The organism is Streptococcus marmotae, assembly GCF_001623565.1.
Taxonomy (GTDB): domain Bacteria; phylum Bacillota; class Bacilli; order Lactobacillales; family Streptococcaceae; genus Streptococcus; species Streptococcus marmotae.
In genome coordinates, this window is the sequence record NZ_CP015196.1 from 2,156,056 (window position 1) to 2,180,496 (window position 24,441).

Here is a 24,441-nt window from a genome sequence, read left to right on the forward strand (position 1 = left end):
ACCTCCTAAAACGGAAAATCATCTTCTGACACATCCACTGGACTAGCTGGTCCAAAGTGTGGTGCATGTTGTTCCATCGAAGCCTGATTTGCCGCCTTATTTTCTTTCGACTTGCTTTCTAGCAACTGAAAACTATCCGCAATCACTTCTGTCACATAGACACGTTGCCCCTGCTGATTTTCATAGTTCCGTGTCTGAATCCGACCCGTGACTCCAATTAAAGCCCCCTTCTTAGCCCAATTGGCCAAATTCTCAGCCTGCTGCCGCCAGATGACGCAATTGACAAAATCCGCCTCTCGCTCGCCATTCTGATTCTTGAAATTGCGATTCACCGCAAGCGTAAATGTCGCAACCGCTTGATTGGACTGAGTGTAGCTCAACTCCGCATCTCTCGTCATCCGACCAACTAAAACTACGTTGTTAATCATCTTCATTCTCCTGTTCTAAAATCCATCTTGCTAAACTGACTGCTTCTCCCCGTGGTAAATCAAAAACCGTACGTATGCCCTCCCCACTTTCGTCAATTTGCAAATCATCATCTGATAAAAACAATATATCGTCTAAAAATATGGCTATACATCTCTCTTTGAGAAAATGCCTCCGTCCATGCCATATGCCGCTACTCATCGTTCACATACCTGCTTTCTTTTATCTCTCGAGCCATTCTCTCCAGCTCATCTTTAAATTCCTGATCAGATAAAGACATCAATCTGACCTTCTCCGACATGCGCAAATGACAATCATTAGCCCATGACCACGACTGCATCGCAAACAATTTATCCAGTCCGCTCAAGACCTTCCTCCTCAATCGGATAAAAATTCCCATAGGCCACCAATGCCCTTGATACCATAATCGCAACAGCCCTAGAAGCAAACTTCATCGCTTTTCGAGGTTCTTCGCAATAAGACAAGTCAATCCCAGTACACTTAAACTCTGCATGATGCAGATAAGGCTTATCCTGCCTCATACCATGTTTTAAAATAAACACCTAGGTATCTCCTTTCTCCATCTCCGCCAGTTCATCAAATAGTGCTCTCATCTTCGCCTGACCCTCCGCGGTCTGCTCTGTCTTGATTGGATTGTTGCTCCACTCTGGCACATTCGTTTTTGGACTTTTAGCAGACGGGCTGATGGTTTGATTCAGATACTTGTCAAAGTTACTCTCTCGAAAAAGCGTAGAGGGTTGCAAATATTTCTCCCACTCCGTCCCTTTCCAGTCAGCAACCTTGTTATCAATGACTTTTTTGAAATCCTCTAGAGTATAGCCTTCCTTCCAACGAGCCTGTATCAGCTTTTTGGTATTATTGCTAGTGGCACGATAGTTTTTATTGACAGCAGAATTAAGATAAGCAATGATGTCCTGAAAAGGACATTTATTATTTATATCTTCTTCTTTATCTTTATCTTTCTCTTTATCTAGTGCGTTACCATGCGTTACTGTAACGTTACATGTAACGTTACCATTTGCCAGCATTTTTTGACGTTCTCTATGCAGTGCCACCCTCTTACGAGTGCTTTCCCTAACCTTATCCATCCCATCAATATTTTGATGTTTCTCCCAATTTGGAATGGTAATCGCATTATTGATAATCTCAATCATTCCAAACTGCTCAAACGTAGACAAAGCCAATTTTACCGTGTTAAACGGACGCCTGAAAATGGTTGTAAGCATTTCATCTGTATAGTGCACCCTGTCATTCATCAACAGCACTCCGCTGTAATTCTGCTTCCCAGCTAGCGTAAGCAATTTGAACCAAATGACAAGAATCGTATCCGCTTCTGGCAATGATTCGATCAGCAGAATTTTTTCATCATCAAAAATATCCGTCACAATTTTAATCCACTTGATTTCACTAGCCATACACCCTCCTATCCAAAGTCAATCCCTTGCCAGCTACTGAGTGATTGACGCGCTCTTTCTCGCTTCTCTGCCTGATAAGCAGTAAGAACAGCCAAAGCGTACTCCTCTTTCTCACGCTGTATACGCAGATACTCCTGATGCCTCTTACGTGCTCTCTCCTCACGGATCATATCCTTGAGCGCTTCAAACATATACAGCACAAGCAAGAGCGCCGCAACACTGATTCCTCCTAGCAATTCACTAAGCATACTCATCCGCCTTTCTCATCTCCTCAAATACCTGAAGCGTCTTTCTCAAACGATGATTCTCATGCATCACTTCGTTGTACAACTCTTGATACAAGATAGCCTCCTCGTGCTTTTCCTGCGCAATCTGCTTCCACCGCTTATCATCTGTTGAAACGATGGTTGGTTGTTCTTCTTCAACCGCATCCAATCCAAAATAATTCTTTAATTTTTCAGTAAATGTCATTATTTCCCCTTACTATTCTGTCTCAAAAATCGGTTAACATCCGCCAAGTCATAAAGGTATTTACCACCTTTCGTCTTTTGCATGTAGCGAAATTTCTTCTGGTCACGCCAGTTTTCCAAAGTAGAACGCCCCCAGCCAGTTTTCTTTTGTAATTCGTCTATTGTTACCCACACTGTTTCATGGCTAACCTCTTTTTTGGCTTGTCTGTATGCTTCCTTGTGCAACTCTACAAACTCCCTAAAAAGCTCATCCTTAAATGATTGTCCAAAAATTTCTGCAATCATCTTGAAACTCCCTTCTTTTCATGTTATAATCAAGTAAATATGTTTTTTTGAGCCTGATTGCCGTCAGGCTTTTTCTAGTTGCTTTCTTACGTCTCCTAACGCAAGTATCGTCTCCCATGCTGTCAAACCGACCAGACTGTCGATAAAGACACTGCTGAGACGATGATATTTCCTCTGCCAGTTATTAACTAGCAAACGTTGCTTGTAATCTAGTTCAGTCATAATCACTCCTAGGTTTTATTATTTGATTTAATGAGCGTTGCCGAATATTCTCTCGGATAATTCTCTCTAACGCTCCTATTTCTTTGATATTAGCATATGTATCCCATACACTTGATATAGCTTCCTGATAAGTCTCGGAATGAGCTAGAATATCTTCGATCAACTGTTCAAAATGTTTTTCGATAATTCCTGCTATCGTTTTTTTCTTATTTTCCATGTGTATTCCTTTCTACACCACTGCTATATCACGGCTCAAAAACTTCTCGATAAAGTAAGTCTGACCCTTACCAGTCATCTTAGTTGTCTTACTGATACGAATGCTGCCGTTCGGCTCATGATGAGTGCGCTCTTTGACTTCAAACAGCTTCATATCCATACTTCGTTGCGTTGGCATATTGTAGCTTTCGCCCTTTTTGCGCATCAAGAAGCCATTGTCACGTAGCCAAGCAAACAACCGATTCTGTCCGATATTATAACCATTCTGTCGCAATATTTTCGCAAAATCCCCAATCAGAATAGATGTATCACTAGCTTCTACTGCCTCTGCAAACAGCACTTTTGGTCTATCTGCTTCAATCTGCGCTTCTAGCTGATGGACTTTCTTGTCTGCCATGAGTAAGGCTCTTGCCATGATTTTTTCCGGACTATTGAAATCCTTTTCTACTTGGATAAAATACTGGCGAACCCGCTTACCTTTTTCGGTACGTTGGATCATGGCGATTTCTTTAGCCATATCTAATTTGATGATGTGATCAACCTTATTGTGTCCGCCTCGTCCTGTTTGCTTCACAAAATTGTTAAGCAAAAAATCTTGATTTTCGGTAAAGCCATACTCTACCATTCTGTCAAACCACATTGAATAGGGTGTTTTAACGCCTAGAACCTCATGCAACTGCCGACCAGACACAACTGGTTCTTGTTGCTCGTTTAAGTTAATATTTATAAGCTCTGTCACATCAGTCCTCCAATCTTATCCAGCCATCATCAAGCTGAATCCATTTTTTATGTCGCTGACTCATTTTTACTTCCCCCTCTAACTATCAGTAGCCGTTATGACATTTTCAACCACTTCCGTTTGTTTTCGTATAACCTTCAAATCTTTGGTAGCACAATACCGAAGCATAACACTTGCCGCCTCACTGATTTTCAAATCATATTTGATAGCAAAATCAACAACAAATTCATACGCATCGCCCTCAAGCCTGATGACCTTTTCTGCAATATTTTTCATCTCTTACTCTCTTTCCAATGTAAGTCGTAGCTTTTTGTTTTCTAAATTCGTCCAAACTGACATCTAACGCTTCAGCGATTTTCACCATATTGTCATAATAAATGCGTTTACTCCGACCAGCTTTCAAATCAATCAATACATTCTGATTGATACCAGCTTTCTTACTAACGGCATACATCGTCATACCTTTTTCATCCATAATTCGCTTGATTCTCTGCCACATAACACTTCCTCCTAGACGCCTATACAATAATTTTAGGCGCTTTCAACTCTACGCCGTTAGCATTTGCGGTAACTGTAGTATTACCTACACAGGTAATAACGTCCTGAACTTGCTTTTTAGCAGGTTCTTTTTTGCTATAGGGATATTTATTAGGTCTCATCTCCATCTCTCCTTTCCTACTCCCTCTCCAGCTTCTCCACCACCGCCAAGCGAACAAAAGCCGACATGGACAAGCCCAAACGCTTGCATCGCTCTTCTAGTCGCTCTTTTAGAGGCGGTGACAACTGAACGTGTATAAACTTCATGGTTTACTCCTTTTTTCTTACTGCAAATCCCCCTTGTGATACAATAGCCTTATCAACATCGAAAGGAGGAATACTTATGGCAAAGAACACCAAACAAACTTCTGCTAAAGTCGCTCGTCAAGCAAGCAAAGCCTTACGAGATGGACGTTCATCTGCCAGAACAAAATCTATCGCTGGAAGCGCCTTATCACAGGCCAAAGGCAAATCCTCAAAACGTAAGTAAAATAATATAGTTTTTGTTCAAGATATAACTCTTCCCGTCTTCTATGACTTCTATCATATCATCATCCGGGAAGAGTTTTTTGACATCCTCAGACAGTTCCCTTAACTCGCCATTCGCAAAAGAAATGCCTTCATCTATCGTTACAATTCCACTAAACTTCATAGCATCCTCCTTTCTACCCTTAGGTGTTAAATCTCTTGAAGAATGTCAAGAGATTTTATACAAGTATTGTATAAAGTTTGACTATTTTTGACTATTTTTCATATCTCATTTTGAGATATATGTTTTTTTAGAAAAACAGTTCATTCTCTGGTATTTTAAAATACTGAGAAATCACTGCTATTTCGTAATCTTTAAAAGGAGCTTCCCCTTTTTCTTTTAGCTCATATTGTCTACGGTTTTTCAATCCGATTAAATCAGCCATAAAAGTTGTCGTCAATTCTCGCGAAAGACGCTCCTGTCGCAACTTGACCTTGGGAACTAAAAATTTTTCTTTGACGGTCTCCTTTTTGTTCAATAAACCTCACTCCTTTCTTTTCCAGATATGGTATAATACAGTTGGCACTAACGATACCGCCTTGGAAAGGAGGTATAGAAAATGTTGCTAACATTTCTCATCATTCTTGCAACAGCTATCTTTGACAGTATTGTCAGTTGGATAGTTAACCGTTTACTAGATCGGTTTGTTGACAAAGATAACTAGTGCTATCTAGTACAGAAAAAAGCCCTTAGTATTTGCGGTACTAGGGGCTTTCTGTTGGCACCATGTGCTAACATTTCTCTCTTCCCCTATATTATCCCACATATGAATGATGTTGTCAATTATTTTTGATGATACCTAAAAACTAAAGACCTAGCAATTTCCAGATGATATTAACAATAGTGGCAGTGCCAGTAGCAATTAAAAGAATAATCACCCAGTAAAGAATGTCATCTTTTTTGTTTTTCATTGTCTCTATCTCCTTTCTATGCTATAATGATAGTTAAGCGATGGGGCTTTCGCCCCGTCTCTTAACCGAGTAGCCAATCGATTAGCTTTGTGATGATCGCTGTAGCGACTGCTACTCCCAGCTCCTTTTTGTAGGAGCCTTTTTCTTTTTCAAGATGGATGTGAATTTCCGTCTTGTAAGGTTTTCGGTATCGCAAGTTATCACCTCCCTCAACCTTATGTAACTATTATATCTCGTTTTGAGATATAAGTCAACAGTTTTTTATCACTTTTTGAGATTTTTTTATTTATTTTTTTATCTCATGGTGTTATAATAGGTAGTGAAAGGAGGATATACAATGAATATTCTCGGTAATACTATCAAAACAATTAGAAAATCTAAAAAAATGACTCAGACTGAGTTAGCAAAACTTACAGGTTTTAAGCAGAATACTATTTCCAATCACGAAAACGGAAATAGAAACCTTGATGAAATTGATATAAGAAAATACGCCGAGGCTCTCGGAGTATCTCCTCAAGATTTATTCGATTTATCTAAACCCTCCACCGCCTCCCCAGACGCAAAAAATGGCACCGTACAGGCGATAAATGACAAGGTGGTACAATTACACCCTGAACGCCAAGAAAACGTGCTAGGCTACGCTACGGAGCAATTAGAGGAGCAAGAAAAAGAAAATCGCAAGGTTGTTTCTATCTCTGAGAAAAAACTGGAGTACGAAGTCCGAAAACGCGTTGAAAAATCTGCACCAGGTAAAGTTTCAGCAGGTACAGGCTATTGGCAAGAAGATGACTACGATACCATCGTATCCTTCTACGAAGACGACATCCCAGACGATGACGACTACGACACCATCGCCATTGTCGTTGGCCACTCCATGGAGCCAAAGATAAAAAACGGCGACTTTCTCTTTATCAAGCACACTGCCCAAGTAGACATCAACACCATCGGCATCTTCCAAGTCAACGGCGAAAACTACGTCAAAAAACTCAAAGACGGCTACCTCCAATCCCTCAACCCAGATTATGACGACATCCAACTCACACCAGATGATGAAATCCGAACCATCGGCGAAGTGGTGGATGTTTATAGGGAAAGTTAAAGCATCTTCAATGTTGGAAGAACACGCATCATCGGAAAAGTCATCGGCAGTTTCAAACCGATGGAAAGATAGGTCTTAGGAGGATAAAATTTGGAACAGAACAAAATACAACAATTCATGCAAAATTTTGACCACCTTTTAAAGATTGTCCCTAATACTGATATTGAATATTGGTATGCTAGAGATATTATGCCAATTCTTGGCTATCAACGCTGGGAGAATTTCCATAGAGCAATCGAACGGAGTCTAAACTCCATAGATTCTAGCGATATAGAAATATCAAACCATTTTCGTGAAGTCACGAAAATGGTCTCACTGGGCAGTGGGGCTGAGCGCCCCATTCAAGATTATATGCTGACACGATACGCCTGCTACCTTATCGCTATGAATGGAGACCCCAAAAAAGAAGAGATTGCTTTCGCTCAAAGCTATTTCGCTGTCCAAACCAGAAAGCAAGAATTGATAAGTGAGCGAATCTCTTTTATTGAACGATCCAAAGCTAGAAATAGACTAAAAGAGTCCGAAAAACGCCTCTCTCAAAATATCTATGAAAGAGGCGTAGACGACAAAGGATTTGGTCGCATTCGTTCCAAAGGAGATAAAGCACTTTTTGGAGGGATCTCAACTAAAGGAATGAAAGAGCGATTAGGAATAAAAGAAAATAGGCCACTAGCTGACTTCTTACCGACGCTAACTATTGCAGCGAAGAACCTAGCTACTGAAATGACAAATTATAACGTTGAGCAAAACAATCTCTTTGGGGAAAAAGACATCACTTCCGAGCACGTTCAAAATAATACAACCATCAGGAATATGTTGAACGAAAGAGGTATCCAGCCTGAAAACTTACCTCCGTCAGAAGATTACAAAAAAATAGAACGGAGAACAAAAACACAAGAAAAAGCCTTACAACAAAAGAAATTGCCAAATAAAAATTTATATTAAAAAAACTCCCCACACTCTCAACCGCCAAGTCTGAGTGTGAGGAGAAAAAAGTAATCGGATAGTAAGCAGGCATTAAAAAGCCCTCTTTACTATACCCATTTTATCAAGAAATGAGGAAAAAAGCAATGGAAATAAAGTCCTATAAAAAGAAAAACGGCACTACTGCTTATGGTTTCCGTGTCTACGTTGGAAAAGAAAACGGAAAAGATAAATACATCAAGCGCCAGGGATTTCCAACAAAGGGTAAAGCCAGAAGCGCACTTCTCCAACTTCAAGAAGAACTGGAACATGCTTCTGAAAGCAAAAAAGACATCACCGTTGAAGAAATCAGTAAAAAATGGCTGAAAGAATACTATGAAACCGTCCAAGAAAGCACCTATCTCAAGACCGAACGAATGATGAAAAACCATATCCTGCCAGCCATTGGATCAGAAAAAGTAACAGACATCACACCATTACAAATGCAGGAACATCTCAACTCATGGATGAAAAAGCTAGTCCACGGCCGAAAACTCAAAGGACTAGCCTCCAACATCTTCAAGTATGCGATCCGCTACGGCTACTTAGATAGAAACCCTATGGACAGCGTTATAACTCCTGCCAAAAAACGGACAGAAGACGACATCGATTTTTATGACAAAGAAGAATTAAAAACCTTTCTCTCCTATGTTGAGAAAACACAGGATATAGAAAAGATTGCCCTTTTCCGTCTACTAGCCTTCACAGGAATGAGAAAAGGAGAGCTTTTAGCCCTCCAATGGGAAGACCTGATAGAAGATACCATCCAAATCAAAAAAGCCATTACACGAGGATTTGGGGGCGAAGAAATAGGCCTCACAAAAACAGCAAGCAGCAATCGCCTTGTCAGTATCGATAAGCAGACGAAAGAAATCCTCCTCAAGCTAAAAAAGCAATTCCCCCACACCAAATTCATGTTCGAATCAGAAAACGGCAGTCACCTCTCCAGCTCCCTACCTAGAAAATGGCTCTTACAAATTCTCAAAGGAACACCACTACGGCCAATAACAATCCACCAATTCAGACATACACATGCCAGCCTCTGCTTTGAAGCAGGAATGACCCTAAAACAAGTCCAATATCGACTAGGACACTCTGACCTAAAAACAACGATGAACATCTATACCCATATCACCAAACAAGCTAAAGACGACATCGGAGAAAAATTCTCAAACTATATCGATTTCTAAAAAGCAGACTCTTTTCAAAAAAGGGTCTGTTTTTGGGTCTGCCTTTTTCAAAAAACATTAAAAACAACTAAAAAAGAAAAATTAAAAAACGCTGTTAAATCAACGTTTTACAAACTTTTAAGAAAGAATAAAAATATATAATGGAGCCGGTGGGAGTCGAACCCACGTCCAAACACCTGCTAACTTATTCGCCTACAACCATAGGTTATGTCTTGATTTAACTTGGATAGGACACATAACTCAAGCCCCAGACAAGCGATTCAGTCTATCTCTTTTAGAATTTACTGACACAATTCTAACGTAGCTTGCTCATTTAAGACCAGACAGCAGACACAAGCAATCCACTACTAGTCACGCAGGCAGGTTATTAAGCTGCTAATGCGTAAGAATTTGTATTTTTTGCAGTTATATTTAACTGGCGTTTTACATCCGCTAGATGAGTTGCAGAACAAGCCTCATAATGCCTGTCGAATCCGTAACGACCCCTTGATAGAGTACCTTATCAGTATACCAGATTAGATAAAAAATAGCAATAGATTTCAGTTTTCTATTTTTAGAAATAGCTTAATGTATGGTAGAATAAAGGTATGTATAATTTTTGGCAAAAAACCTTTCAAATCCTTAGTATTATCACTCTGATTGCCAGTGTCATACTTGTTGTTTGGTTATATAAGATTGGAATTTTAAATGACCAAAATGTTTTAGCTGATACGATTAAAAGCCACGGAGCTTTTGGCAGTCTGACCTATATTTTTATCCAAATTATTCAAGTTGTTTTTCCAATTATCCCAGGCGGGGTTACAACTGTTGTTGGCTTCCTTGTCTTTGGCCATTGGTGGGGATTCGTCATTAACTATATCGGAATTTCAATTGGAAGCATCATTCTTTTTTGGCTAGCACGAAAATATGGTAAAGCCTTCTGCCTACTTTTTATGTCAGAAGAAACGTTTTATAAATATGCAAGCAAAATTGACAACAAGAAAAGTTATGAACTATTTTTTATCCTCTGCATGCTCTCTCCTGTCTCTCCGGCTGATGTTTTAGTTATGATTACTGGCTTGACCAGTATGAGCTATCGTAAATTTACGACCATTATTCTTCTTTGTCGTCCATTTTCCATCGTAGCTTACAGTTTCCTCTGGATTTATGGTGGCCAGTGGCTACAGCATTTTCTTAAATAAAAGCTTCGTTAGAAATCCTCTAACGAAGCTTTTTATTTGATACCAAGGGCAATCCGTGCATAACGACTCATTTTCTGAATTGTCCAAGCTGGTGACCAGACAAGACGAACGTCCACTTCTGTCACTTCTGGAATGGTCCCCAATACATCATAGATCTGATCCGTAATCAAATCAGCCAAAGGACACCCCATCGTCGTTAAGGTCATATCAATCTCTGTTTTGCCATCTATAAAGCGAATGTCGTAAATTAACCCAAGATTAATAATATCAATTCCTAGTTCAGGATCAATGACTTCTTCTAGCGCATGAAAAATTTGTTCCTGAATTTCTTTTACTTGTTCTTCTGTATAAGCCATTGATAGCTGTCTCCTCATGTTATATTTGATGTAGGCTGAGCGCTGATATTGCCTATCTGTAGGCCTGCTTTCGTATGTCCAAGCAGGCGATAAAACGGTTCACCGAACCAACTCACTTTCCAGTTTTTAAGCGAGCGTTAAAAAAGTCCCACCGGACTAGCCCACTCTCCTATTTCTAGGCAGGCGTTAAAAACCTCCAACAGGCTGGCCCACTCTCCTATTTCTAGGTGGGCGCTGATACTGCCTATCCGTAGGCAGTATCAGTCCTCAATAAAGTCGCGCAATGGTTTGCTTCTGCTTGGGTGGCGGAGTTTGCGGAGGGCTTTGGCTTCGATTTGGCGGATGCGTTCACGGGTAACGTTAAAGACTTTACCGACATCTTCTAGTGTACGCATTTTCCCGTCATCAAGTCCGAAACGCAGGCGCAGAACGTTTTCTTCACGGTCTGTTAGAGTATCTAAGACCTCATCCAATTGTTCACGGAGGACAACACGGGTTGTATAATCAACTGGATTCTCAATCACTTCGTCCTCGATAAAATCACCAAGATGGCTATCATCTTCTTCCCCAATCGGTGTTTCAAGAGAAACAGGTTCCTGGGCAATCTTCAAGATTTCACGAACCTTATCAGGAGTCATATCCATCCGTTCGGCAATCTGCTCTGGTGTTGGGTCTTGGCCTAGTTCTTGTAATAAATTGCGCTGTTCACGGACTAATTTATTAATGGTTTCAACCATGTGAACAGGAATACGAATAGTACGAGCCTGATCAGCAATAGCACGCGTAATAGCTTGGCGAATCCACCATGTTGCATAGGTTGAAAACTTGAATCCTTTTGAGTAATCAAACTTATCAACAGCTTTCATCAAGCCCATATTTCCTTCCTGAATCAAGTCCAAGAATTGCATCCCACGGCCGACATAGCGCTTGGCGATGGATACAACCAAACGAAGATTGGCTTCTGCAAGACGTTGTTTTGCCTCTGGGTCACCAGCTTCTACGGCTAGCGCTAATTCTTGTTCTTCTTCATTGGTTAAGAGTGGGACAACCCCAATCTCTTTCAAATACATACGCACTGGATCATTTACCTTAGCAGAATTGCTACCGAGTAAGTCTTCGTCTGATAACTCTGGTTCTTCCTCAACTTGGAGAGCACGCGCACTCGGATTTCCATTTTTATCAACAATCGCAATGCCAGCATCTTGGATGCGTTGCAATAGGTCATCAATCCCATCTGCATCCAAAGTGAACGGAATGACCAACTGATCATTGATTGCATCATCCGTTACTGTCCCCTCTTTTTTGTGGTTACGGATAAAATCCGCAACTTGAACATCAAAAGTGGTTACTTCTTGTTTTTTCTCTTTTTTAACAGTCATAGTTACTCCATTTTTCTTTTCTGTGCAATAAGTTGTGCCAATTCATCAAGTGCTGCTTCGGTATTTCCAACATGAACCTGCTCTCGAATAACACGCGATTTCTGCTGATTCTCTCGTTTCAGCTGTTCCTGTTGGCGTCGCCTTTCTAGCTCTTCCAGTTCGTTTGCGCCTACCTCCTCTGGCAATTTTTCCTCCAATAGCTGATACCAGGCACGCTGAACCTGTTCTGTTTGCTGTGCCAAATCATAAGCAGTCACCTCCCCATGCTCTTTTAACAATTCAAATAAGACCTGCAATTCTGGTGTAAAAAAGGCAAAATCTTCTCTTAAGCGGTAATCATTCAGAATATAAAGATGCGTTACCATACGGTACAATAAATGATTCTCCGCTCGTACTAGTCGAGATAAGCGTGTTTGCCGTGGTAATTCTGCCCCAATTGATGATAATGGAGGCTGACTAGATGAAATCATCTGACTTCTAGCCTGTCGCTCATTGACACGCAGATGATTGACCGCAGCTTCGACCTGACCATAGTCAAAATCAGGTAAAATATCCGCCACCTTATATATATACGAATTTTGTGCTGTAATTGACTTATTCTTCGCAATAATCGGAGCAATTTGATCAACAAAATCAATCTGCATTTGTAAATTATCGGGATTTTCAGGCTTAAGATGCTGAATCAGAAATTCAACATCACTAATCCGACTATTGGCCAAGACTTGATACAAGTGTTCTTTGGAATTTCTCGCAAGAAACTCATCGGGATCCAAATTCTCAGGCAGGCTGATAATGTCTACTTGAAATGCTTGCAACTCTTCTAGAGCCTTTGCAGTTGCTGCCTGCCCTGCCGCATCTCCATCATAGGTCAAAATCACCTTTTTACAGAATTTCGCTAAATGCTGAACGTGTTCTCTAGTCAAGGCTGTTCCCATCGAAGCAACCGCATTGTCAATTCCCGCCCGATGAGCTGCGATAACATCCATGAAGCCTTCCATTAAATAAACTTCGTGACTCTTCTTGATACTTGCCTTAGCCTTATCTAAATGATACAGCTCATAACTCTTGTTAAAAATAGCCGTGCTTCTGCTATTTTTATATTTGGCGACTTGCTTATTTTCACTATCTTTTTGCTGCCAAATCCGACCTGAAAAAGCAAGCACCCGCCCGTGCTCATCTGTCAAGGGAAACATAATTCTTCCTTGAAAGGCATCATAAATCAGGTTATTATCAGCAGGATTAAACAAACCTGAGGCGAGCAAATCTTGTTCAGAAAACTTACCAGACAAATGCCTGTACAGATAATTTTGCTCCTGCGGTGCAAGCCCAAGCTGAAAGTGCTTGATAACCTCATCTGTCAACCCTCTTTGATGCAAATACTGTCTAGCTTGCGCACCCATTTTGGTCGTCATCAAGAGAGCATGATAAAATTTTTCTGCCTCTGTGTGAATATCAAAGAGAACTTGATGAGGGTGTGCCTGTCTTTCTTTTGGGACAACCGTTTGCTGTTCCAGCTGAATCCCAGCCTTCTCAGCTACTACGTGCACACTATCAGTAAAAGAAATCCCCTGATATTCTTCGATGAATTTAAAAACATCCCCTGATTTGCCACAGCCAAAGCAATGAAAAAATTGCTTGTCTTCCACTACATTAAAGGACGGTGTTTTTTCGCCATGAAAGGGGCACAGCCCCAAAAAATTGCGCCCTGCTTTGGTTAAGGAGATGGTTTCACCAATGACATCGACAATATTGACTGCCTGTTTGATTTCATTAATTTTTTCTTTTGAAATCATTGTGCCACCTCCTTCCAGTGCAGAATTTTAGCTATTATAACATGTTCTATTTTATACTAAAAATGTAAAAATGTAAAATTTCCGAGCTAGATTACTTGTAAAAAAAAACATTTCAGACTATAATAAAGACTGTTAATTTTTTATGAAAGGACATATTTAGGATATGTTAAAAGATTTAAAAGCATTTTTGCTACGCGGTAACGTTGTTGATTTAGCAGTCGGTGTGATCATCGCTGGTGCATTTGGAGCCATCATTAGCTCACTGGTTGAAGATGTCATTACTCCACTTTTCTTGAGCCCAGCTTTGAAAGCTGCTGGTGCAGAAAAAATTGCTCAACTTAGCTGGAATGGCGTTGCTTACGGTAGTTTCTTGAGTGCTGTTATCAACTTTGTCATCGTTGGTACTGTTCTTTTCTTCATCGTGAAAGCTATGGAAAAAGCGCAAAGCCTTACTAAAAAACAAGAAGCAGCCGACGAAGCTGCTGCCGCTGAAGTTGCTGGACCAAGCCAAGAAGAATTGTTGGCTGAAATCCGTGACTTGTTGAAAAATAAATAAGCCTTATCTTATATAGAAAAAGAGTTGGTAACTAGCCAACTCTTTTTCTATCACATTACTGACTACTCATACCCATTTGGGTTCTTTGATTGCCAATTCCATGTGTCACGACACATATCTTCGATTGTTTTTTCGGTTTTCCAGTCTAACTCTAAAAGAGCCTTGTCTGCATTGGCAAAGCAGGTTGCCACATCGCCAGGACGACGGTCAACAATCTTGTAGGGTACTGGCACACCATTAACTTTTTCAAAAGCCTGTACAAGCTCTAAAACACTTGTGCCTTGACCGGATCCAAGGTTATACGTGTAGACACCTGTGGTATCTGCAATTTTTTCCAAAGCCTTAATATGGCCGATTGCCAAGTCGACAACGTGAATATAGTCACGAACCCCTGTTCCATCCACTGTCTCATAGTCATTCCCGAAAATGCTTAATTCAGGTCGTTTTCCAACAGCTACTTGCGCAATAAAGGGCATGAGATTGTTTGGAATCCCTGCAGGATCTTCACCAATTAAACCTGATTCATGGGCTCCAATTGGATTGAAATAGCGGAGTAAAGCAACGCTCCATTCAGCATCTGCCACGACTACATCTCGTAAAATCTGCTCCAACATCACCTTGGTATAGCCGTAAGGATTGGTCGCGCTAGTTGGCATGGTTTCGATAAGTGGAGAAGGATTATTCAGACCATAGACCGTTGCGCTTGAGCTAAAAACTACTTTTTTCACACCGAACTCAGCCATTACTTCAACCAAGGCAAGGGTGGTCATGATATTGTTTTCATAATACATGACAGGCTTTGCTACAGACTCACCGACTGCTTTGTAACCTGCAAAATGAATCGCAGCGTCAATCTTTTCCTTCTTAAATACAGTTCGCAGAGCCTCCTTGTCTGCTACGTCTAACTCATAAAAGGTCGGAGTTTTGCCTGTTATTTCCTTGATTCTATCTAAGACCAACAAACTTGAATTGGATAGATTGTCCACAATAACAACTTCTTTGCCTAATTTCAACAATTCGACAACAGTATGGCTACCAATGTAACCTGCACCACCTGTTACTAAAATACTCATGATAAACTCCTTTATATCGGTATAGCTTAGACAAAAAAACAGCCTTACAGCTGTTTTCAAATGTTAGAATTTTTTACGCTTGCGAGCTGCTTCTGATTTGCGTTTACGTTTTACAGATGGTTTTTCGTAGAATTCGCGTTTGCGTGTTTCTTGAAGAGTACCAGCTTTCGTAACTGCACGTTTGAAACGACGAAGAGCATCATCAAGTGATTCGTTCTTGCGTACTACTGTTTTTGACATTATTTTCACTCCCCTCAATTTCAAAGTCTAAACTATTATACTTCTATCCCACTATTTTGTCAAGCTGTTTGCAGAATTTTTCTCAATCTCTACCTTACTTTTCTTTTTGAGGCTAACGTGAACTTGGGATTTGGCCTGCTTTTCTTTTTGACTTACAGGCAAGAATCATGCTAAGACAGAATCCTTCATACAAGCCAAAGAAAAGTAGGAAGCAATGGAGGAAAAATTCAGCCGGCAAAATATAAATAACAGGATCCGTATTGGGATTAAAGAGCCAAGTGCTGTCGCCTGCAAACAGTATCTGATGAAAAAGTGTAAAAAATTGATCAAATCCAATCATGAAACCAACCACTCCAATTACGACTGGCACAAGAGCTGCCACGACAAAAACGGGACGATACAATTTTCCATATCCTTTTTTAATTACCTGTTTGTAAAATGAAAGAAAACCAGGCAAACTAATCAGAACAATAGCCTGGGCTAGGTGAAAGAGCCACTTGACTTGCTTAAAATGATGCAATCCATCCGCAGACGAAGGAAAATTCGGCATGGCTAGGACTTGCTCCCAAGGTAGGGTCAAATAGCGCAGAAGGATTGTAAAATTATAGCCAATATCCGCACTTTTCATATAGACAACCTGTTCTAACCCCAGCCATTTCACTTCCAAGGGATAGAGGAGCCAAGCTAGGTAAATCGTAGCCACAACTGCTGTTGATAAGACAAAGAAGAGACTAGCAATCAGTGAACATTTCGTTTTCATCAAACCTCCATTCATCTAGGCTGTTTAAGATATGAGTCGGAGCTACAGGTAAGGTAGCAACCTCTTCTGCTTTTGTGAACCCTGTCAAGACCAAGAGAGTAGGAAATCCATTATCAATTCCTGCTCGAATGTCGGTCAAATAATTATCCCCAACCATGAGGGTCTTACTCCGCTCCGTTCCCAAAATGGACAGGGCATTGTCCATAATAATTGCTTGGGGCTTACCGATAAAGGTTGCTTTAACCCTTGTCGCAGCTTCAAGCAAGGCAATTAAAGAACCTGCCCCCGGTAACAAGCCCCGTTCTGTTGGAATATTTAAGTCGGGATTGGTTCCAATAAAGATAGCTCCCTTTTGAATCGCTAAAGTGGCGCAAACTAATTTTTCATAGGTCAGATCCGTGTCCAATCCAACCACGACATAGGCAGGATTTTCGACGTCTTCTACATAACCTGCTTCAAAGATAGCTGATTTTAAGCCCTCTTCTCCAATCACATAGACCGTTTTTTCCTTGCCCATTTGATTCATATAGTCCACTGTCGCAAGACTGGCCGTATAAATCGTTTCAAGCGGTGTATCAATATGAAATTGCTCGCGTAACATAGCTTGAACCACTTCTGGTCGACGAGTGGTATTATTGGTCACAAAAAGATAGGGAATATTCCGCTCCTGCAAGGCATGAACAAATCGTTCTCCTGCTGGAATACGGTCTTTTCCCTTATAAATCGTACCGTCTAAATCAATCAAATATCCTGTATAGGTCATCTCATCTCCTCATTCAAATCGTGCTTCCCAATGCTCCGCCTGATATGCTTCAAAACAAAGCGCTATTTGTTCGGCTGTATTTTTCGTCAAAGACAGGGGAGGTAAATCCCCCAAAGCAAAATAGCCACTTGCAATCGTTTCTGAATTGGCTTGAAATTGTCCTCCAACTCTTCGGCATAGGTAAAAAATCTTGGTCACATGGTGGGCAGAACGACTAGGATTGCTCTTTGACTTATCCAAAATAGCCACTAATCGTTCCACCTCTACTTCAAGTCCTGCTTCTTCCTGTACTTCTTTGATGACATTGTCCATCGTTGATTGATCGACATCGCACCAGCCCTCATATATCAAGTAGTTGATTCTATTTTCTACATTTTTACACTCAAAATTATAACACAAATCTTGGTATCAAGAAAGAGACCTGAATACTCAAGTCTCCTCCAATCAATCTATCATTCATAGATGATTTTATAAAAGCCAAGGCAGTCTACAATAACTTTTTCTACACGGCTCTCTACAACTGCTCTTGTTAGCCCTTGTGAAAGAGCTACATGTGGTTTATCCATACCTATCATAGTTACTTCTCACTTACTGATTATTTCGAGATTTCTCCTGTCAATATTAGAGCGAAAAGATTTCACCTTTGTTCTAGAAAAACCACATCTGCTCAAACAAAATTATTGTGGAAGTAACTTTTAAAAATTAAAGAAATAAAATATTCGATATATAGCGAATTTGTCAACATGTGTTAAAAATTATAGAAAAATGATGGTCTCATGGAAAATATTACCATCTAAATATCCCTCTGTTTGATTTCAAACATCCATATGGTTGTTAGTTATCAAGGTTGAGAACATCTGTTAAGAATGGTTTTATTTCCTCTTGTAAGTGATGTGTGATCATAATGACAGTTAGATCAGGGTTGCTTAATATTTCTTGTTCAATCACCCTAGATGTTTTTACATCAATCGCAGACGTTGCTTCATCCAGTAGTAGTATCGGGTGTTTTCGAATTAAAATCCGTGCCATTGCAAGCCGTTGTTGCTCGCCGCCAGATAAGTCTACTCCAAATTCACCTACCACTTCATCTAAACCTTGTGACAATTTAGCCACCACATCTGCCATTTTAACTTTTTCAAGTACTTCCCAAAGTTGCTCGTCTGTATATGATTGGCCAAGACAAATATTGTAACGAATAGAGTCTGAGAAAATGAAGAGGGATTGATTGATGTAGCCGATTTGATTTGAAAAATCAACATCTACCTCCGGTGAATATGCTTCTTCGTCTACCCAAATGTGACCTTATGTTGGTTTAAGACGTCCTAATAATAGCTTAAGCAAGGTTGATTTGCCACTTCCGCTTTTGCCAACCAAAGCATACTTCCCTCCAGTATCAAACTGAAAATTCAACTGATTGAAAATCCGCTTCGAACCATAAGTGAAACCAACATTTTCAAACTCAACATATCGCTCTACCGTTGGATAGTCTTCTTCCACCGTCTCTGAGATTTCTGTCACAGTATCTAGCATATCTTTTGTACCGATAATTTTCATGTACAAATCCACCAACTGCTCGACAGCTTGTAAAAATATCCCTAGCATAGCTGGAACCGAAACAATAGCACCAATCAGTAACTCTCCTCTACTAATCAAAAATATAGTAAAGGCAAAAATTAACATTTCAAATAGTTTTTCAACACTTTGTAGAGTTAGTCCACCAAATGCCAGATACTTGCTTATGAGAAACTGTTGATTTTCTTTAGCTTCTTGGCTTCTTTCAATTTGTTCTGACAGCCGGTCAGCCACTCCTAAATTTTTTAAAATCTCATAAGCAGATAAATATTCTTTTAATTTTCCGGAAAATTCCCCTGTGCGAACGGATAATGCAGCATATCCATCGCTGATTTTTTTCCCAAACTTTCCACTTATGGAAAATAGCATAACAGTTGAAAACATAGCAAAAATAACAAATTTCCAACTAATCAAACCTAAAAATACCAAGGAAATGACCGACAAGACTACAGAACTAACAAAACCTGTTATCGGCTCCAATAAATAGACGGATACGACCTCTAATTGGTAAGTATAGATTGCCATGTGGTCGCCTATTTCTTTTTGATAAAACTTCTCAAATGGCATCCGCTCAATGTTCTTACTAATACTGTTCCCCAGATATAATTTCCACTTTCGAGTTAACTTGGCATTGACAATTTTTAATATGGCTCTCAATATTTCAACAACAACTAAGCAAACAACAAGCCAAATAAGATTGAACCAAACTTGACCAGTTCCAGCCAACACCTCATTCAAAATATCTGTCCTTGCATAGACGGTATATACTGCTCCAACTGAGACAATAAAGGTTAAAAAAGCTGATAATGACAAATTAAACTTATCAATTGAAAGAATCTCAACTATTTTCTTCGGCATCCTATACAACCTCACTTTTCCCACTTAATATCGTTTCTTTGCCCGTTATTACACCGTAGAACGGCAAATAATCCTTTTAAAAGTATATCATAAAATTATATTCTCTATACCAAAAGTGGTGCATTATAGCACGCCGTACACATGAAAACTTTCTCTTCATCCTTTTGGGCCCTGACATCAATTTTGAAAAGATAGCTTTTTAAATCAATCATCGTAGTCACCTCATAATATAGTATACCACTTTGATTGATTTTGTCATGATGAATCTAGTTTTCTGAAATCAAAAGTTTCTTCATGCGTTTGACGTGCTTAGCATGATAAACGTTTTTTCATCAGTCGTGTTCGTATAAAGTCAAACCACCATTTTAGGGCTTCATTCTGATGGAACACAAGCAACAAAATCCGTAACCACTGTCCCAAGGGCAACTGAACAATGCAGGCGATACTTCTTACTTTTACGAAAGACAGACTTTCCTATTTTTATGGACTGACAAGAAAATGATGATTCCTTTGGTTCGGTCATAGACATTCCTTCTTTTGATTAGGAGTTGCATAAAGTTAGACTTGCTGTCACTCTTTTCCTCATCATAAAAAGAAGGTTTGATTTTGGTATCACAGAAAAGAAGGCAAAAAAATACCTATAAAATATGGATAATAAACTGATATTTCCTCATAGACTATTCATTAAAAATCTTAAGAACTCTTCTGATATCCAAAAGCATCTCAGAGAGATATAATTGTAGCGTTGCTTGTCTAAAGAAAGTAAAAACGCTACTCAGCAACTACTCACATTTATTGAAAACCGGATTAACCACTATCCAAAGAAGATGGTGAGTTACAAATCTCCTAGAGAATTTTTACTCGCTGACTAACTTGAAGTTGAAATTTAGCTTTCACAACACTCTCCAGTTTTTAACCTCGTTATTAAGAGTGAAAATTTTCAAGAGTTTTACCGCTTATCTTACAAAAAATAACAAAAGACGATAAAGCAACTGCTCTATCGCCAAATAGATTAACTACATCATTACCTTTGGTGGTTCTATCGGTTTGGGAATCGGAATCGGTTTACGAAATTTTGGTTTGGAAGGAGACTTGCAAATACAATGACAATTCCCGACATTTTCAAGTTCTCCTCCTGTAACATGAGTCAACTGACTCACGGTAAGTTCTTTCATCATAAATGATACCTCTTAATAATATCTATTTTTTACATAAAAATTAAGATTAAATAATTCACCACAGAAAAAACAACTAACAAACTATTGTTAAGAAGATGAACAGCAATTGAATCGACAATATTACCTCGACGGGCATAAGCTAGATAAAATATCGCTCCAAGAGCAAAATAGGTAACAAATTCAATCGGATAGACAACATGTAGGATAGCAAATATAGCAGAGCTAACAAGCAACTTCAGCCATTTATGATGTTCCTTAAAGAAATAGTGACTGAAAAAACCTCTAAATATCAATTCTTCCATAATAGGGGCAAAGACACCAATTGCAATATGAAAGGCTATGAAATACAGCGGAAACATCTTCATCACCTGTTCATTTGTTGCAAGCAAGGCCGCATCATTCGCAGATGTTTGATTGCCTGTAACCAGTTGAGTGAGGATTGTCCCACCGATTGCTACGACACGGGTGGCTAAGTAAAAGAGCAAGGCTATCCCAAAATCTTTCCAGCCAAATCTGTATTTTTTCTTACCCGATTTCTTTTGGTACTGTTTCCAAACTATTACGACAATGGATATGGCCACAATTAAGTACCCGATACTCGCTCCCCATCTCATCGGTTCTGCCGTTGTTTCTTGCGTCCCAATCAGCCTCATGGGAAATATATTGATGAGCAGACTGAGCATGATGAGACCGATTAACTTCATGATATTTTTAAACCGTTGCATTGATTATTCCTCCATCTTTAATCCCAAATATTTTATTCCAATTACTACCAAAGACATGTCCAGTCCAACTCCTAAACAAAATAGACTATTCAAATATCGCTCACCTGTTTTGAGGAACATCCCTTTTTTATCCGTTTCTAATGACGTGTTACTAAGAGGGAGGACCTGAGAAGAACAGCCTTTTGTTCCCATCTTATTAAAAGAAACTTCTTCTCTTACTTCCATCACTTCTTTAGAAAACTGAACAATATTTAAAGAAGTCGATACCAATCTTTGGATTTTTTGATTTGTACTCGCTATTTGATGAGAAGCTGATGTAGCGAGTTTATCAGATACTACTCTGTCTTCGGAGAACATTTGTTTCTCACTTTTCTTATCGGTATCCGACATCTCGACTATCTCTTCAGAATGTTTATCGAGCTCATTTTTGAGTTCCTCTTTTTTATCTTTATTATCATTTGGTTGCTCTGGAGCTTTGCCAAGATAAAGATAATCATAAAGTTGTTGCGGAGTCACTCCTCCACCAACCCAACCAGAAATAGGCTTGCCATTTTTTAGGTACAGTACCGTAGGTGTTCTTGGAATCCCAATTGTTTTAAAGACAAATTCTTTAGCTGTATCATTAAAATCTTACCGTCAGTATTATAATACTCCAATCGATTATCAATAATCCGATTAAATTCTTTTAAGTCTAGAGAAAATTGACGGCAATAATAGCAAGTCCCACGACCAAAGTGAGCTGATCACTATTTTACAAAATACTTCTAAATAGATTTCATATTTTTAATTATATTGCAGTATATAAAATTCAATTAAAAATAGCCAGTTCTATGCTTAACTTATTATCTTACTTTTTACTGAATCCTATCTTTATTTTGTTTCTCTTTTATCAACAATCTTTCGAGTACATATAGTCTAAGAATAAATGGTATAAGTATGCAATGTATCCCACACACCATTATGATAAACGATAGCATAGGTATAAAATAAAATATAGCGACCATTGTAGTCGTCAACAATAGTATATTTGATGCAACTTCATCTGAAGCAAATTTTATTATGTACGGAGTTAGGCGATCTAATATTACTGAATCTGGAAAAAAGATTATTTTGCACATCTTGCACCTCCAAACTAATTCTGATATTTGTTCAACCATAATTAATTTTGTAAAATTTTAATATATATAAAAGAGAGGAAAACAACTACTCATATTTTACACAAAAGAGTATTCGTCCTCATCTATTAAATCTCTATCTACTTTCTAATGTAGGAAAACGATAGCAGCTGCAGCTCCCCCTGCTGCACAAATAGCATAAATCTGTGGTGTTGGAAAAGGCACTGTTTACAAACAGAAACTTAAACCTTCAACTGCTCCACCAACTCCTGACAGGAATAAATCTGCCCCATTTTTATCTCCACCTTGGATAATAGATAATTCTTCTTGTGATAAATCACAAATTTTAAAAATAGATTTTCCATCTTAGTCCTACCTCTTTCTCTTTAAATCAATATCACATATGCATAAAATATATCCTACAGCATTGAAAACAATGAAAATATGGCTATAAAATAGAATTAACTTCGAATCCAACCCAAGAAATAGCCTAACTATAAAATAAAGAAGCAATAACATCTGAACAAATTTTGTATATTTCAAAAATTCTTTGAATCGATCTAATGTCTGTTTCAGAGTAAATTTTGTCTTAAGACTTTTATTTAAAAATAGAAAAACAACTATCTCAAATAATGAACTATATAAAGCCAACATTAATAGATTCAAATAACTAATTTTTAAGCTCATACCTAAGATTATTGTTATTAATACTGTCACAGAAATTGGAATAATAATTTTAAATTTAGCCATTGTCTGTCCTTCTACTCATTGTCTAAATCTCTGGTAAACTATTAGTTAGCTCTAATAATTGCCCAAGTTCCGGTACAATACTGAGCACCTAAAATTGCTTCCCCTAAGGTTCCAACAACAGGAAAAACACTACCAGCAGCACCTGCTGCCGTACAAACTGCTAAGACATGAACAAACTCCTCAACTCCTACTTTTTCTCCACCTTCAACAGATGTCAGTTGCTCAATATCCATACGTTTAAATTGTGAGATAATTTGTGTATTCATAATGAATACCTCTTTTTTTATTTTTAGTCTCAGGCTCAGTTCAATCCTGAAGTCTATAATACTTTAATCCCCAAGCTAGTAAGCTAGCAAGTAAGAAACTAATAAAAGCACAAATAAAGCCAATAATCTGTTGATAGGTTTCCAAAGCTGTAAAGCCACGGAAAATACCTAGGCCCCCTAAACAAATAAATAGAAGGATAAACATTATTTGAATTGTTCTAGGGCTTACCACAGGCGAAAATTTTAATTTATTTTCCTGCTCGTATTTTATCTCTCTAATAAAGTAAATATTACTTACCACATTAGCTAAAAATAGAATTCCAAATGCTACCCGAATAAACAGAGAAAGCTTTAATAATTCTCCAGAAAATATTATTACCAAAAAGAAAAAAATAGGTATTTGTCCTGTTATAAAACGCATTATTTCTAATTTTTGTCGTCTAGAAATACTTTTTTTCATGCAAACACTTCCATTCTATGCATTAAAGGTATAATTAACAAGTTAATGCCCCGCCGATACCTCCAATCACAGCCCCCACGGCTCCTGTTCCAATTTCATAAGGGCCTAAAAACACCGTTCCACCAGCTGTTGCCATATAGGCTTCACCGGCACACTTTCCAATACTTGGAGCACTTTATCCCACTTGACCCCAATTAACTTTACCACCCACTACAGTATCAAGATCATTGGAGTTCAAAGAATTAAATTGTTCTACTGTTTTTGTATTCATAATGAATACCTCTTTTTTATTTTTAGTTTCTGTCTTGTTGCAACTTTGACAAGTTTAGTATAACACGATAAAAAATATTTTATTTTTAAAATCTTCAAATGTCTTATTTTCATCATGAAATG

The 24,441-nt window shown here is 38.8% G+C and carries 35 protein-coding genes, 1 other RNA gene and 3 pseudogenes; 6 read left to right on the forward strand and 33 right to left on the reverse strand.

Translation table 11 applies throughout. The annotated features are described in order from the left end of the window. Nucleotides 1-5: 5 nt before the first annotated feature. From ssb to A4H00_RS11545, 13 genes are all read right to left on the reverse strand, one after another. Nucleotides 6-428, reverse strand: coding sequence for a single-stranded DNA-binding protein (ssb, locus tag A4H00_RS10560; RefSeq protein WP_067090883.1), 423 nt, complete (start codon nucleotides 426-428; stop codon nucleotides 6-8). A gap of 348 nt (nucleotides 429-776) precedes the next feature. After that, nucleotides 777-989 carry a hypothetical protein gene (locus A4H00_RS10570; protein ID WP_067090891.1) on the reverse strand — a complete coding sequence of 71 codons (213 nt, stop codon included), beginning with the start codon at nucleotides 987-989 and terminating at the stop codon, nucleotides 777-779. After that, a complete protein-coding gene (locus A4H00_RS10575; protein WP_082815636.1) occupies nucleotides 990-1,862 on the reverse strand; it encodes a phage replisome organizer N-terminal domain-containing protein in 873 nt (290 codons plus the stop codon). Between the two features lie 8 nt (nucleotides 1,863-1,870). Beyond that, the gene (locus A4H00_RS10580) at nucleotides 1,871-2,116 is read right to left on the reverse strand and encodes a hypothetical protein (protein ID WP_067090894.1); all 246 of its coding nucleotides are present in this window, start codon (nucleotides 2,114-2,116) and stop codon (nucleotides 1,871-1,873) included. Next, nucleotides 2,103-2,333 (reverse strand): hypothetical protein, encoded by a 231-nt coding sequence (locus A4H00_RS10585; RefSeq protein ID WP_067090898.1) that lies wholly within the window; start codon nucleotides 2,331-2,333, stop codon nucleotides 2,103-2,105. The genes A4H00_RS10580 and A4H00_RS10585 overlap by 14 nt, the downstream gene beginning before the upstream one ends. Then, the gene (locus A4H00_RS10590; RefSeq protein WP_067090908.1) at nucleotides 2,333-2,617 is read right to left on the reverse strand and encodes a helix-turn-helix domain-containing protein; all 285 of its coding nucleotides are present in this window, start codon (nucleotides 2,615-2,617) and stop codon (nucleotides 2,333-2,335) included. The genes A4H00_RS10585 and A4H00_RS10590 overlap by 1 nt, the downstream gene beginning before the upstream one ends. Nucleotides 2,618-2,680: 63 nt before the next feature. Next, entirely contained in the window at nucleotides 2,681-2,839 is a 159-nt protein-coding gene (locus tag A4H00_RS12045; protein ID WP_167541362.1) for a hypothetical protein, read from the reverse strand. Continuing rightward, a complete protein-coding gene (locus tag A4H00_RS10595) occupies nucleotides 2,832-3,056 on the reverse strand; it encodes a hypothetical protein (RefSeq protein WP_067090911.1) in 225 nt (74 codons plus the stop codon). The genes A4H00_RS12045 and A4H00_RS10595 overlap by 8 nt, the downstream gene beginning before the upstream one ends. A 12-nt stretch (nucleotides 3,057-3,068) precedes the next feature. Then, nucleotides 3,069-3,794, reverse strand: a complete 726-nt coding sequence (locus A4H00_RS10600; RefSeq protein WP_067090914.1) for a phage antirepressor KilAC domain-containing protein — start codon at nucleotides 3,792-3,794, stop codon at nucleotides 3,069-3,071. A gap of 78 nt (nucleotides 3,795-3,872) precedes the next feature. Continuing rightward, nucleotides 3,873-4,070 carry a hypothetical protein gene (locus tag A4H00_RS10605; RefSeq protein ID WP_067090918.1) on the reverse strand — a complete coding sequence of 66 codons (198 nt, stop codon included), beginning with the start codon at nucleotides 4,068-4,070 and terminating at the stop codon, nucleotides 3,873-3,875. Further along, nucleotides 4,036-4,293, reverse strand: coding sequence for a helix-turn-helix domain-containing protein (locus A4H00_RS10610; RefSeq protein WP_082815637.1), 258 nt, complete (start codon nucleotides 4,291-4,293; stop codon nucleotides 4,036-4,038). Before A4H00_RS10610 ends, A4H00_RS10605 begins: the two co-directional genes overlap by 35 nt. A 19-nt stretch (nucleotides 4,294-4,312) precedes the next feature. Beyond that, nucleotides 4,313-4,453, reverse strand: a complete 141-nt coding sequence (locus A4H00_RS11915; RefSeq protein ID WP_157771004.1) for a hypothetical protein — start codon at nucleotides 4,451-4,453, stop codon at nucleotides 4,313-4,315. Between the two features lie 16 nt (nucleotides 4,454-4,469). Beyond that, nucleotides 4,470-4,598, reverse strand: a complete 129-nt coding sequence (locus A4H00_RS11545; protein ID WP_082815638.1) for a ribbon-helix-helix domain-containing protein — start codon at nucleotides 4,596-4,598, stop codon at nucleotides 4,470-4,472. Nucleotides 4,599-4,674: 76 nt separating this feature from the next. Between A4H00_RS11545 and A4H00_RS12050 the strand changes: the two genes are divergently transcribed. Further along, nucleotides 4,675-4,821 (forward strand): hypothetical protein, encoded by a 147-nt coding sequence (locus A4H00_RS12050; protein ID WP_167541363.1) that lies wholly within the window; start codon nucleotides 4,675-4,677, stop codon nucleotides 4,819-4,821. Here A4H00_RS12050 and A4H00_RS11920 read toward each other — a convergent pair. Both A4H00_RS11920 and A4H00_RS10615 read right to left on the reverse strand, forming a co-directional pair. After that, entirely contained in the window at nucleotides 4,807-4,983 is a 177-nt protein-coding gene (locus A4H00_RS11920; RefSeq protein ID WP_157771005.1) for a hypothetical protein, read from the reverse strand. The genes A4H00_RS12050 and A4H00_RS11920 overlap by 15 nt on opposite strands. A gap of 127 nt (nucleotides 4,984-5,110) precedes the next feature. Beyond that, on the reverse strand, nucleotides 5,111-5,338 hold the full coding sequence (locus A4H00_RS10615) for a pathogenicity island protein (RefSeq protein ID WP_067090931.1): 228 nt from the start codon (nucleotides 5,336-5,338) through the stop codon (nucleotides 5,111-5,113). A 770-nt stretch (nucleotides 5,339-6,108) separates the two neighbouring features. Between A4H00_RS10615 and A4H00_RS10620 the strand changes: the two genes are divergently transcribed. The 3 genes from A4H00_RS10620 to A4H00_RS10630 all read left to right on the forward strand — a co-directional run bounded on the left by A4H00_RS10620 (nucleotide 6,109) and on the right by A4H00_RS10630 (nucleotide 9,023). Then, a complete protein-coding gene (locus A4H00_RS10620; RefSeq protein WP_067090933.1) occupies nucleotides 6,109-6,870 on the forward strand; it encodes a helix-turn-helix domain-containing protein in 762 nt (253 codons plus the stop codon). Nucleotides 6,871-6,960: 90 nt separating this feature from the next. Continuing rightward, a complete protein-coding gene (gene dinD, locus A4H00_RS10625) occupies nucleotides 6,961-7,815 on the forward strand; it encodes a DNA damage-inducible protein D (protein ID WP_067090935.1) in 855 nt (284 codons plus the stop codon). A 125-nt stretch (nucleotides 7,816-7,940) separates the two neighbouring features. Then, complete coding sequence (locus A4H00_RS10630) at nucleotides 7,941-9,023, forward strand: tyrosine-type recombinase/integrase (protein WP_067090937.1); 1,083 nt, start codon at nucleotides 7,941-7,943, stop codon at nucleotides 9,021-9,023. Nucleotides 9,024-9,161: 138 nt separating this feature from the next. On the opposite strand, the gene ssrA is transcribed toward A4H00_RS10630, so the two are convergent. Then, nucleotides 9,162-9,509: a transfer-messenger RNA gene (ssrA, locus tag A4H00_RS10635) on the reverse strand. Between the two features lie 101 nt (nucleotides 9,510-9,610). On the opposite strand from ssrA, the gene A4H00_RS10640 reads away from it, so the two are divergent. Next, nucleotides 9,611-10,204, forward strand: coding sequence for a TVP38/TMEM64 family protein (locus tag A4H00_RS10640; RefSeq protein ID WP_067090941.1), 594 nt, complete (start codon nucleotides 9,611-9,613; stop codon nucleotides 10,202-10,204). 32 nt (nucleotides 10,205-10,236) lie between these two features. Here A4H00_RS10640 and A4H00_RS10645 read toward each other — a convergent pair whose 3' ends face one another. The 3 genes from A4H00_RS10645 to dnaG form a co-directional block, all read right to left on the reverse strand. Continuing rightward, a complete protein-coding gene (locus A4H00_RS10645) occupies nucleotides 10,237-10,560 on the reverse strand; it encodes a metal-sulfur cluster assembly factor (RefSeq protein ID WP_067090945.1) in 324 nt (107 codons plus the stop codon). 260 nt (nucleotides 10,561-10,820) lie between these two features. Further along, nucleotides 10,821-11,939 (reverse strand): RNA polymerase sigma factor RpoD, encoded by a 1,119-nt coding sequence (gene rpoD / locus A4H00_RS10650; RefSeq protein WP_067090947.1) that lies wholly within the window; start codon nucleotides 11,937-11,939, stop codon nucleotides 10,821-10,823. Nucleotides 11,940-11,941: 2 nt separating this feature from the next. After that, nucleotides 11,942-13,732, reverse strand: coding sequence for a DNA primase (gene dnaG, locus A4H00_RS10655; protein WP_067090948.1), 1,791 nt, complete (start codon nucleotides 13,730-13,732; stop codon nucleotides 11,942-11,944). Between the two features lie 163 nt (nucleotides 13,733-13,895). Between dnaG and mscL the strand changes: the two genes are divergently transcribed. Continuing rightward, nucleotides 13,896-14,288, forward strand: coding sequence for a large conductance mechanosensitive channel protein MscL (gene mscL, locus A4H00_RS10660; RefSeq protein ID WP_067090949.1), 393 nt, complete (start codon nucleotides 13,896-13,898; stop codon nucleotides 14,286-14,288). 62 nt (nucleotides 14,289-14,350) lie between these two features. Here the strand turns inward: mscL and galE are convergent, their stop codons facing one another. The 14 genes and pseudogenes from galE to A4H00_RS12245 form a co-directional block, all read right to left on the reverse strand. Further along, on the reverse strand, nucleotides 14,351-15,361 hold the full coding sequence (gene galE / locus A4H00_RS10665; protein ID WP_067090952.1) for a UDP-glucose 4-epimerase GalE: 1,011 nt from the start codon (nucleotides 15,359-15,361) through the stop codon (nucleotides 14,351-14,353). 63 nt (nucleotides 15,362-15,424) lie between these two features. After that, on the reverse strand, nucleotides 15,425-15,601 hold the full coding sequence (gene rpsU / locus A4H00_RS10670) for a 30S ribosomal protein S21 (protein WP_000048054.1): 177 nt from the start codon (nucleotides 15,599-15,601) through the stop codon (nucleotides 15,425-15,427). Between the two features lie 112 nt (nucleotides 15,602-15,713). Beyond that, the gene (locus A4H00_RS10675; protein ID WP_067090955.1) at nucleotides 15,714-16,361 is read right to left on the reverse strand and encodes a TIGR01906 family membrane protein; all 648 of its coding nucleotides are present in this window, start codon (nucleotides 16,359-16,361) and stop codon (nucleotides 15,714-15,716) included. Continuing rightward, nucleotides 16,333-17,124: a TIGR01457 family HAD-type hydrolase gene (locus tag A4H00_RS10680; protein ID WP_067090963.1), complete on the reverse strand. Its 792-nt coding sequence runs from the start codon at nucleotides 17,122-17,124 to the stop codon at nucleotides 16,333-16,335. The genes A4H00_RS10675 and A4H00_RS10680 overlap by 29 nt, the downstream gene beginning before the upstream one ends. Before the next feature lie 9 nt (nucleotides 17,125-17,133). Beyond that, a pseudogene (locus A4H00_RS10685) lies at nucleotides 17,134-17,463 on the reverse strand (NUDIX hydrolase); the annotation flags it as partial. Nucleotides 17,464-17,958: 495 nt separating this feature from the next. Then, nucleotides 17,959-19,554, reverse strand: a pseudogene (locus A4H00_RS10690) (ATP-binding cassette domain-containing protein). A 373-nt stretch (nucleotides 19,555-19,927) separates the two neighbouring features. After that, the gene (locus tag A4H00_RS11550; RefSeq protein WP_157771006.1) at nucleotides 19,928-20,077 is read right to left on the reverse strand and encodes a putative cross-wall-targeting lipoprotein signal domain-containing protein; all 150 of its coding nucleotides are present in this window, start codon (nucleotides 20,075-20,077) and stop codon (nucleotides 19,928-19,930) included. Nucleotides 20,078-20,761: 684 nt separating this feature from the next. After that, on the reverse strand, nucleotides 20,762-21,457 hold the full coding sequence (locus A4H00_RS10700) for a CPBP family intramembrane glutamic endopeptidase (protein WP_067090969.1): 696 nt from the start codon (nucleotides 21,455-21,457) through the stop codon (nucleotides 20,762-20,764). A gap of 464 nt (nucleotides 21,458-21,921) precedes the next feature. Next, nucleotides 21,922-22,194: pseudogene (locus A4H00_RS12240) on the reverse strand (thioredoxin family protein); the annotation flags it as partial. A 117-nt stretch (nucleotides 22,195-22,311) separates the two neighbouring features. Next, complete coding sequence (gene blpZ / locus A4H00_RS12455; RefSeq protein WP_418080448.1) at nucleotides 22,312-22,614, reverse strand: immunity protein BlpZ; 303 nt, start codon at nucleotides 22,612-22,614, stop codon at nucleotides 22,312-22,314. Nucleotides 22,615-22,814: 200 nt separating this feature from the next. After that, complete coding sequence (locus A4H00_RS12305; RefSeq protein ID WP_257721978.1) at nucleotides 22,815-22,937, reverse strand: hypothetical protein; 123 nt, start codon at nucleotides 22,935-22,937, stop codon at nucleotides 22,815-22,817. 426 nt (nucleotides 22,938-23,363) lie between these two features. After that, the gene (locus tag A4H00_RS10720) at nucleotides 23,364-23,588 is read right to left on the reverse strand and encodes a Blp family class II bacteriocin (RefSeq protein ID WP_067090978.1); all 225 of its coding nucleotides are present in this window, start codon (nucleotides 23,586-23,588) and stop codon (nucleotides 23,364-23,366) included. A 40-nt stretch (nucleotides 23,589-23,628) separates the two neighbouring features. Beyond that, nucleotides 23,629-24,048 (reverse strand): hypothetical protein, encoded by a 420-nt coding sequence (locus tag A4H00_RS10725; protein ID WP_067090981.1) that lies wholly within the window; start codon nucleotides 24,046-24,048, stop codon nucleotides 23,629-23,631. Between the two features lie 175 nt (nucleotides 24,049-24,223). Continuing rightward, nucleotides 24,224-24,319 carry a ComC/BlpC family leader-containing pheromone/bacteriocin gene (locus tag A4H00_RS12245; RefSeq protein WP_157771007.1) on the reverse strand — a complete coding sequence of 32 codons (96 nt, stop codon included), beginning with the start codon at nucleotides 24,317-24,319 and terminating at the stop codon, nucleotides 24,224-24,226. Nucleotides 24,320-24,441: the final 122 nt, after the last annotated feature.

Coding starts and splice junctions, on each gene's coding strand:
- A4H00_RS10700 (WP_067090969.1), bottom strand. CDS start 21,457: ATGCAACGGTTTAAAAATATCATGAAGTTAATCGGTCTCATCATGCTC.
- A4H00_RS10640 (WP_067090941.1), top strand. CDS start 9,611: ATGTATAATTTTTGGCAAAAAACCTTTCAAATCCTTAGTATTATCACT.
- A4H00_RS10595 (WP_067090911.1), bottom strand. CDS start 3,056: ATGGAAAATAAGAAAAAAACGATAGCAGGAATTATCGAAAAACATTTT.
- A4H00_RS10675 (WP_067090955.1), bottom strand. CDS start 16,361: ATGAAAACGAAATGTTCACTGATTGCTAGTCTCTTCTTTGTCTTATCA.
- A4H00_RS12045 (WP_167541362.1), bottom strand. CDS start 2,839: ATGACTGAACTAGATTACAAGCAACGTTTGCTAGTTAATAACTGGCAG.
- A4H00_RS10620 (WP_067090933.1), top strand. CDS start 6,109: ATGAATATTCTCGGTAATACTATCAAAACAATTAGAAAATCTAAAAAA.
- A4H00_RS11550 (WP_157771006.1), bottom strand. CDS start 20,077: ATGACCGAACCAAAGGAATCATCATTTTCTTGTCAGTCCATAAAAATA.
- galE (WP_067090952.1), bottom strand. CDS start 15,361: ATGAGTATTTTAGTAACAGGTGGTGCAGGTTACATTGGTAGCCATACT.
- ssb (WP_067090883.1), bottom strand. CDS start 428: ATGATTAACAACGTAGTTTTAGTTGGTCGGATGACGAGAGATGCGGAG.
- A4H00_RS10630 (WP_067090937.1), top strand. CDS start 7,941: ATGGAAATAAAGTCCTATAAAAAGAAAAACGGCACTACTGCTTATGGT.
- rpoD (WP_067090947.1), bottom strand. CDS start 11,939: ATGACTGTTAAAAAAGAGAAAAAACAAGAAGTAACCACTTTTGATGTT.
- A4H00_RS10720 (WP_067090978.1), bottom strand. CDS start 23,588: ATGAATACACAAATTATCTCACAATTTAAACGTATGGATATTGAGCAA.
- rpsU (WP_000048054.1), bottom strand. CDS start 15,601: ATGTCAAAAACAGTAGTACGCAAGAACGAATCACTTGATGATGCTCTT.
- mscL (WP_067090949.1), top strand. CDS start 13,896: ATGTTAAAAGATTTAAAAGCATTTTTGCTACGCGGTAACGTTGTTGAT.
- A4H00_RS11915 (WP_157771004.1), bottom strand. CDS start 4,453: ATGAGACCTAATAAATATCCCTATAGCAAAAAAGAACCTGCTAAAAAG.
- A4H00_RS10605 (WP_067090918.1), bottom strand. CDS start 4,070: ATGAAAAATATTGCAGAAAAGGTCATCAGGCTTGAGGGCGATGCGTAT.
- A4H00_RS12305 (WP_257721978.1), bottom strand. CDS start 22,937: ATGGAAAATCTATTTTTAAAATTTGTGATTTATCACAAGAAGAATTAT.
- A4H00_RS11920 (WP_157771005.1), bottom strand. CDS start 4,983: ATGAAGTTTAGTGGAATTGTAACGATAGATGAAGGCATTTCTTTTGCG.
- A4H00_RS12050 (WP_167541363.1), top strand. CDS start 4,675: ATGGCAAAGAACACCAAACAAACTTCTGCTAAAGTCGCTCGTCAAGCA.
- A4H00_RS10575 (WP_082815636.1), bottom strand. CDS start 1,862: ATGGCTAGTGAAATCAAGTGGATTAAAATTGTGACGGATATTTTTGAT.
- A4H00_RS10590 (WP_067090908.1), bottom strand. CDS start 2,617: ATGATTGCAGAAATTTTTGGACAATCATTTAAGGATGAGCTTTTTAGG.
- A4H00_RS12245 (WP_157771007.1), bottom strand. CDS start 24,319: ATGAATACAAAAACAGTAGAACAATTTAATTCTTTGAACTCCAATGAT.
- A4H00_RS10585 (WP_067090898.1), bottom strand. CDS start 2,333: ATGACATTTACTGAAAAATTAAAGAATTATTTTGGATTGGATGCGGTT.
- A4H00_RS10645 (WP_067090945.1), bottom strand. CDS start 10,560: ATGGCTTATACAGAAGAACAAGTAAAAGAAATTCAGGAACAAATTTTT.
- A4H00_RS10610 (WP_082815637.1), bottom strand. CDS start 4,293: ATGTGGCAGAGAATCAAGCGAATTATGGATGAAAAAGGTATGACGATG.
- A4H00_RS10680 (WP_067090963.1), bottom strand. CDS start 17,124: ATGACCTATACAGGATATTTGATTGATTTAGACGGTACGATTTATAAG.
- A4H00_RS11545 (WP_082815638.1), bottom strand. CDS start 4,598: ATGAAGTTTATACACGTTCAGTTGTCACCGCCTCTAAAAGAGCGACTA.
- blpZ (WP_418080448.1), bottom strand. CDS start 22,614: ATGGTTGAACAAATATCAGAATTAGTTTGGAGGTGCAAGATGTGCAAA.
- dnaG (WP_067090948.1), bottom strand. CDS start 13,732: ATGATTTCAAAAGAAAAAATTAATGAAATCAAACAGGCAGTCAATATT.
- A4H00_RS10580 (WP_067090894.1), bottom strand. CDS start 2,116: ATGAGTATGCTTAGTGAATTGCTAGGAGGAATCAGTGTTGCGGCGCTC.
- A4H00_RS10725 (WP_067090981.1), bottom strand. CDS start 24,048: ATGAAAAAAAGTATTTCTAGACGACAAAAATTAGAAATAATGCGTTTT.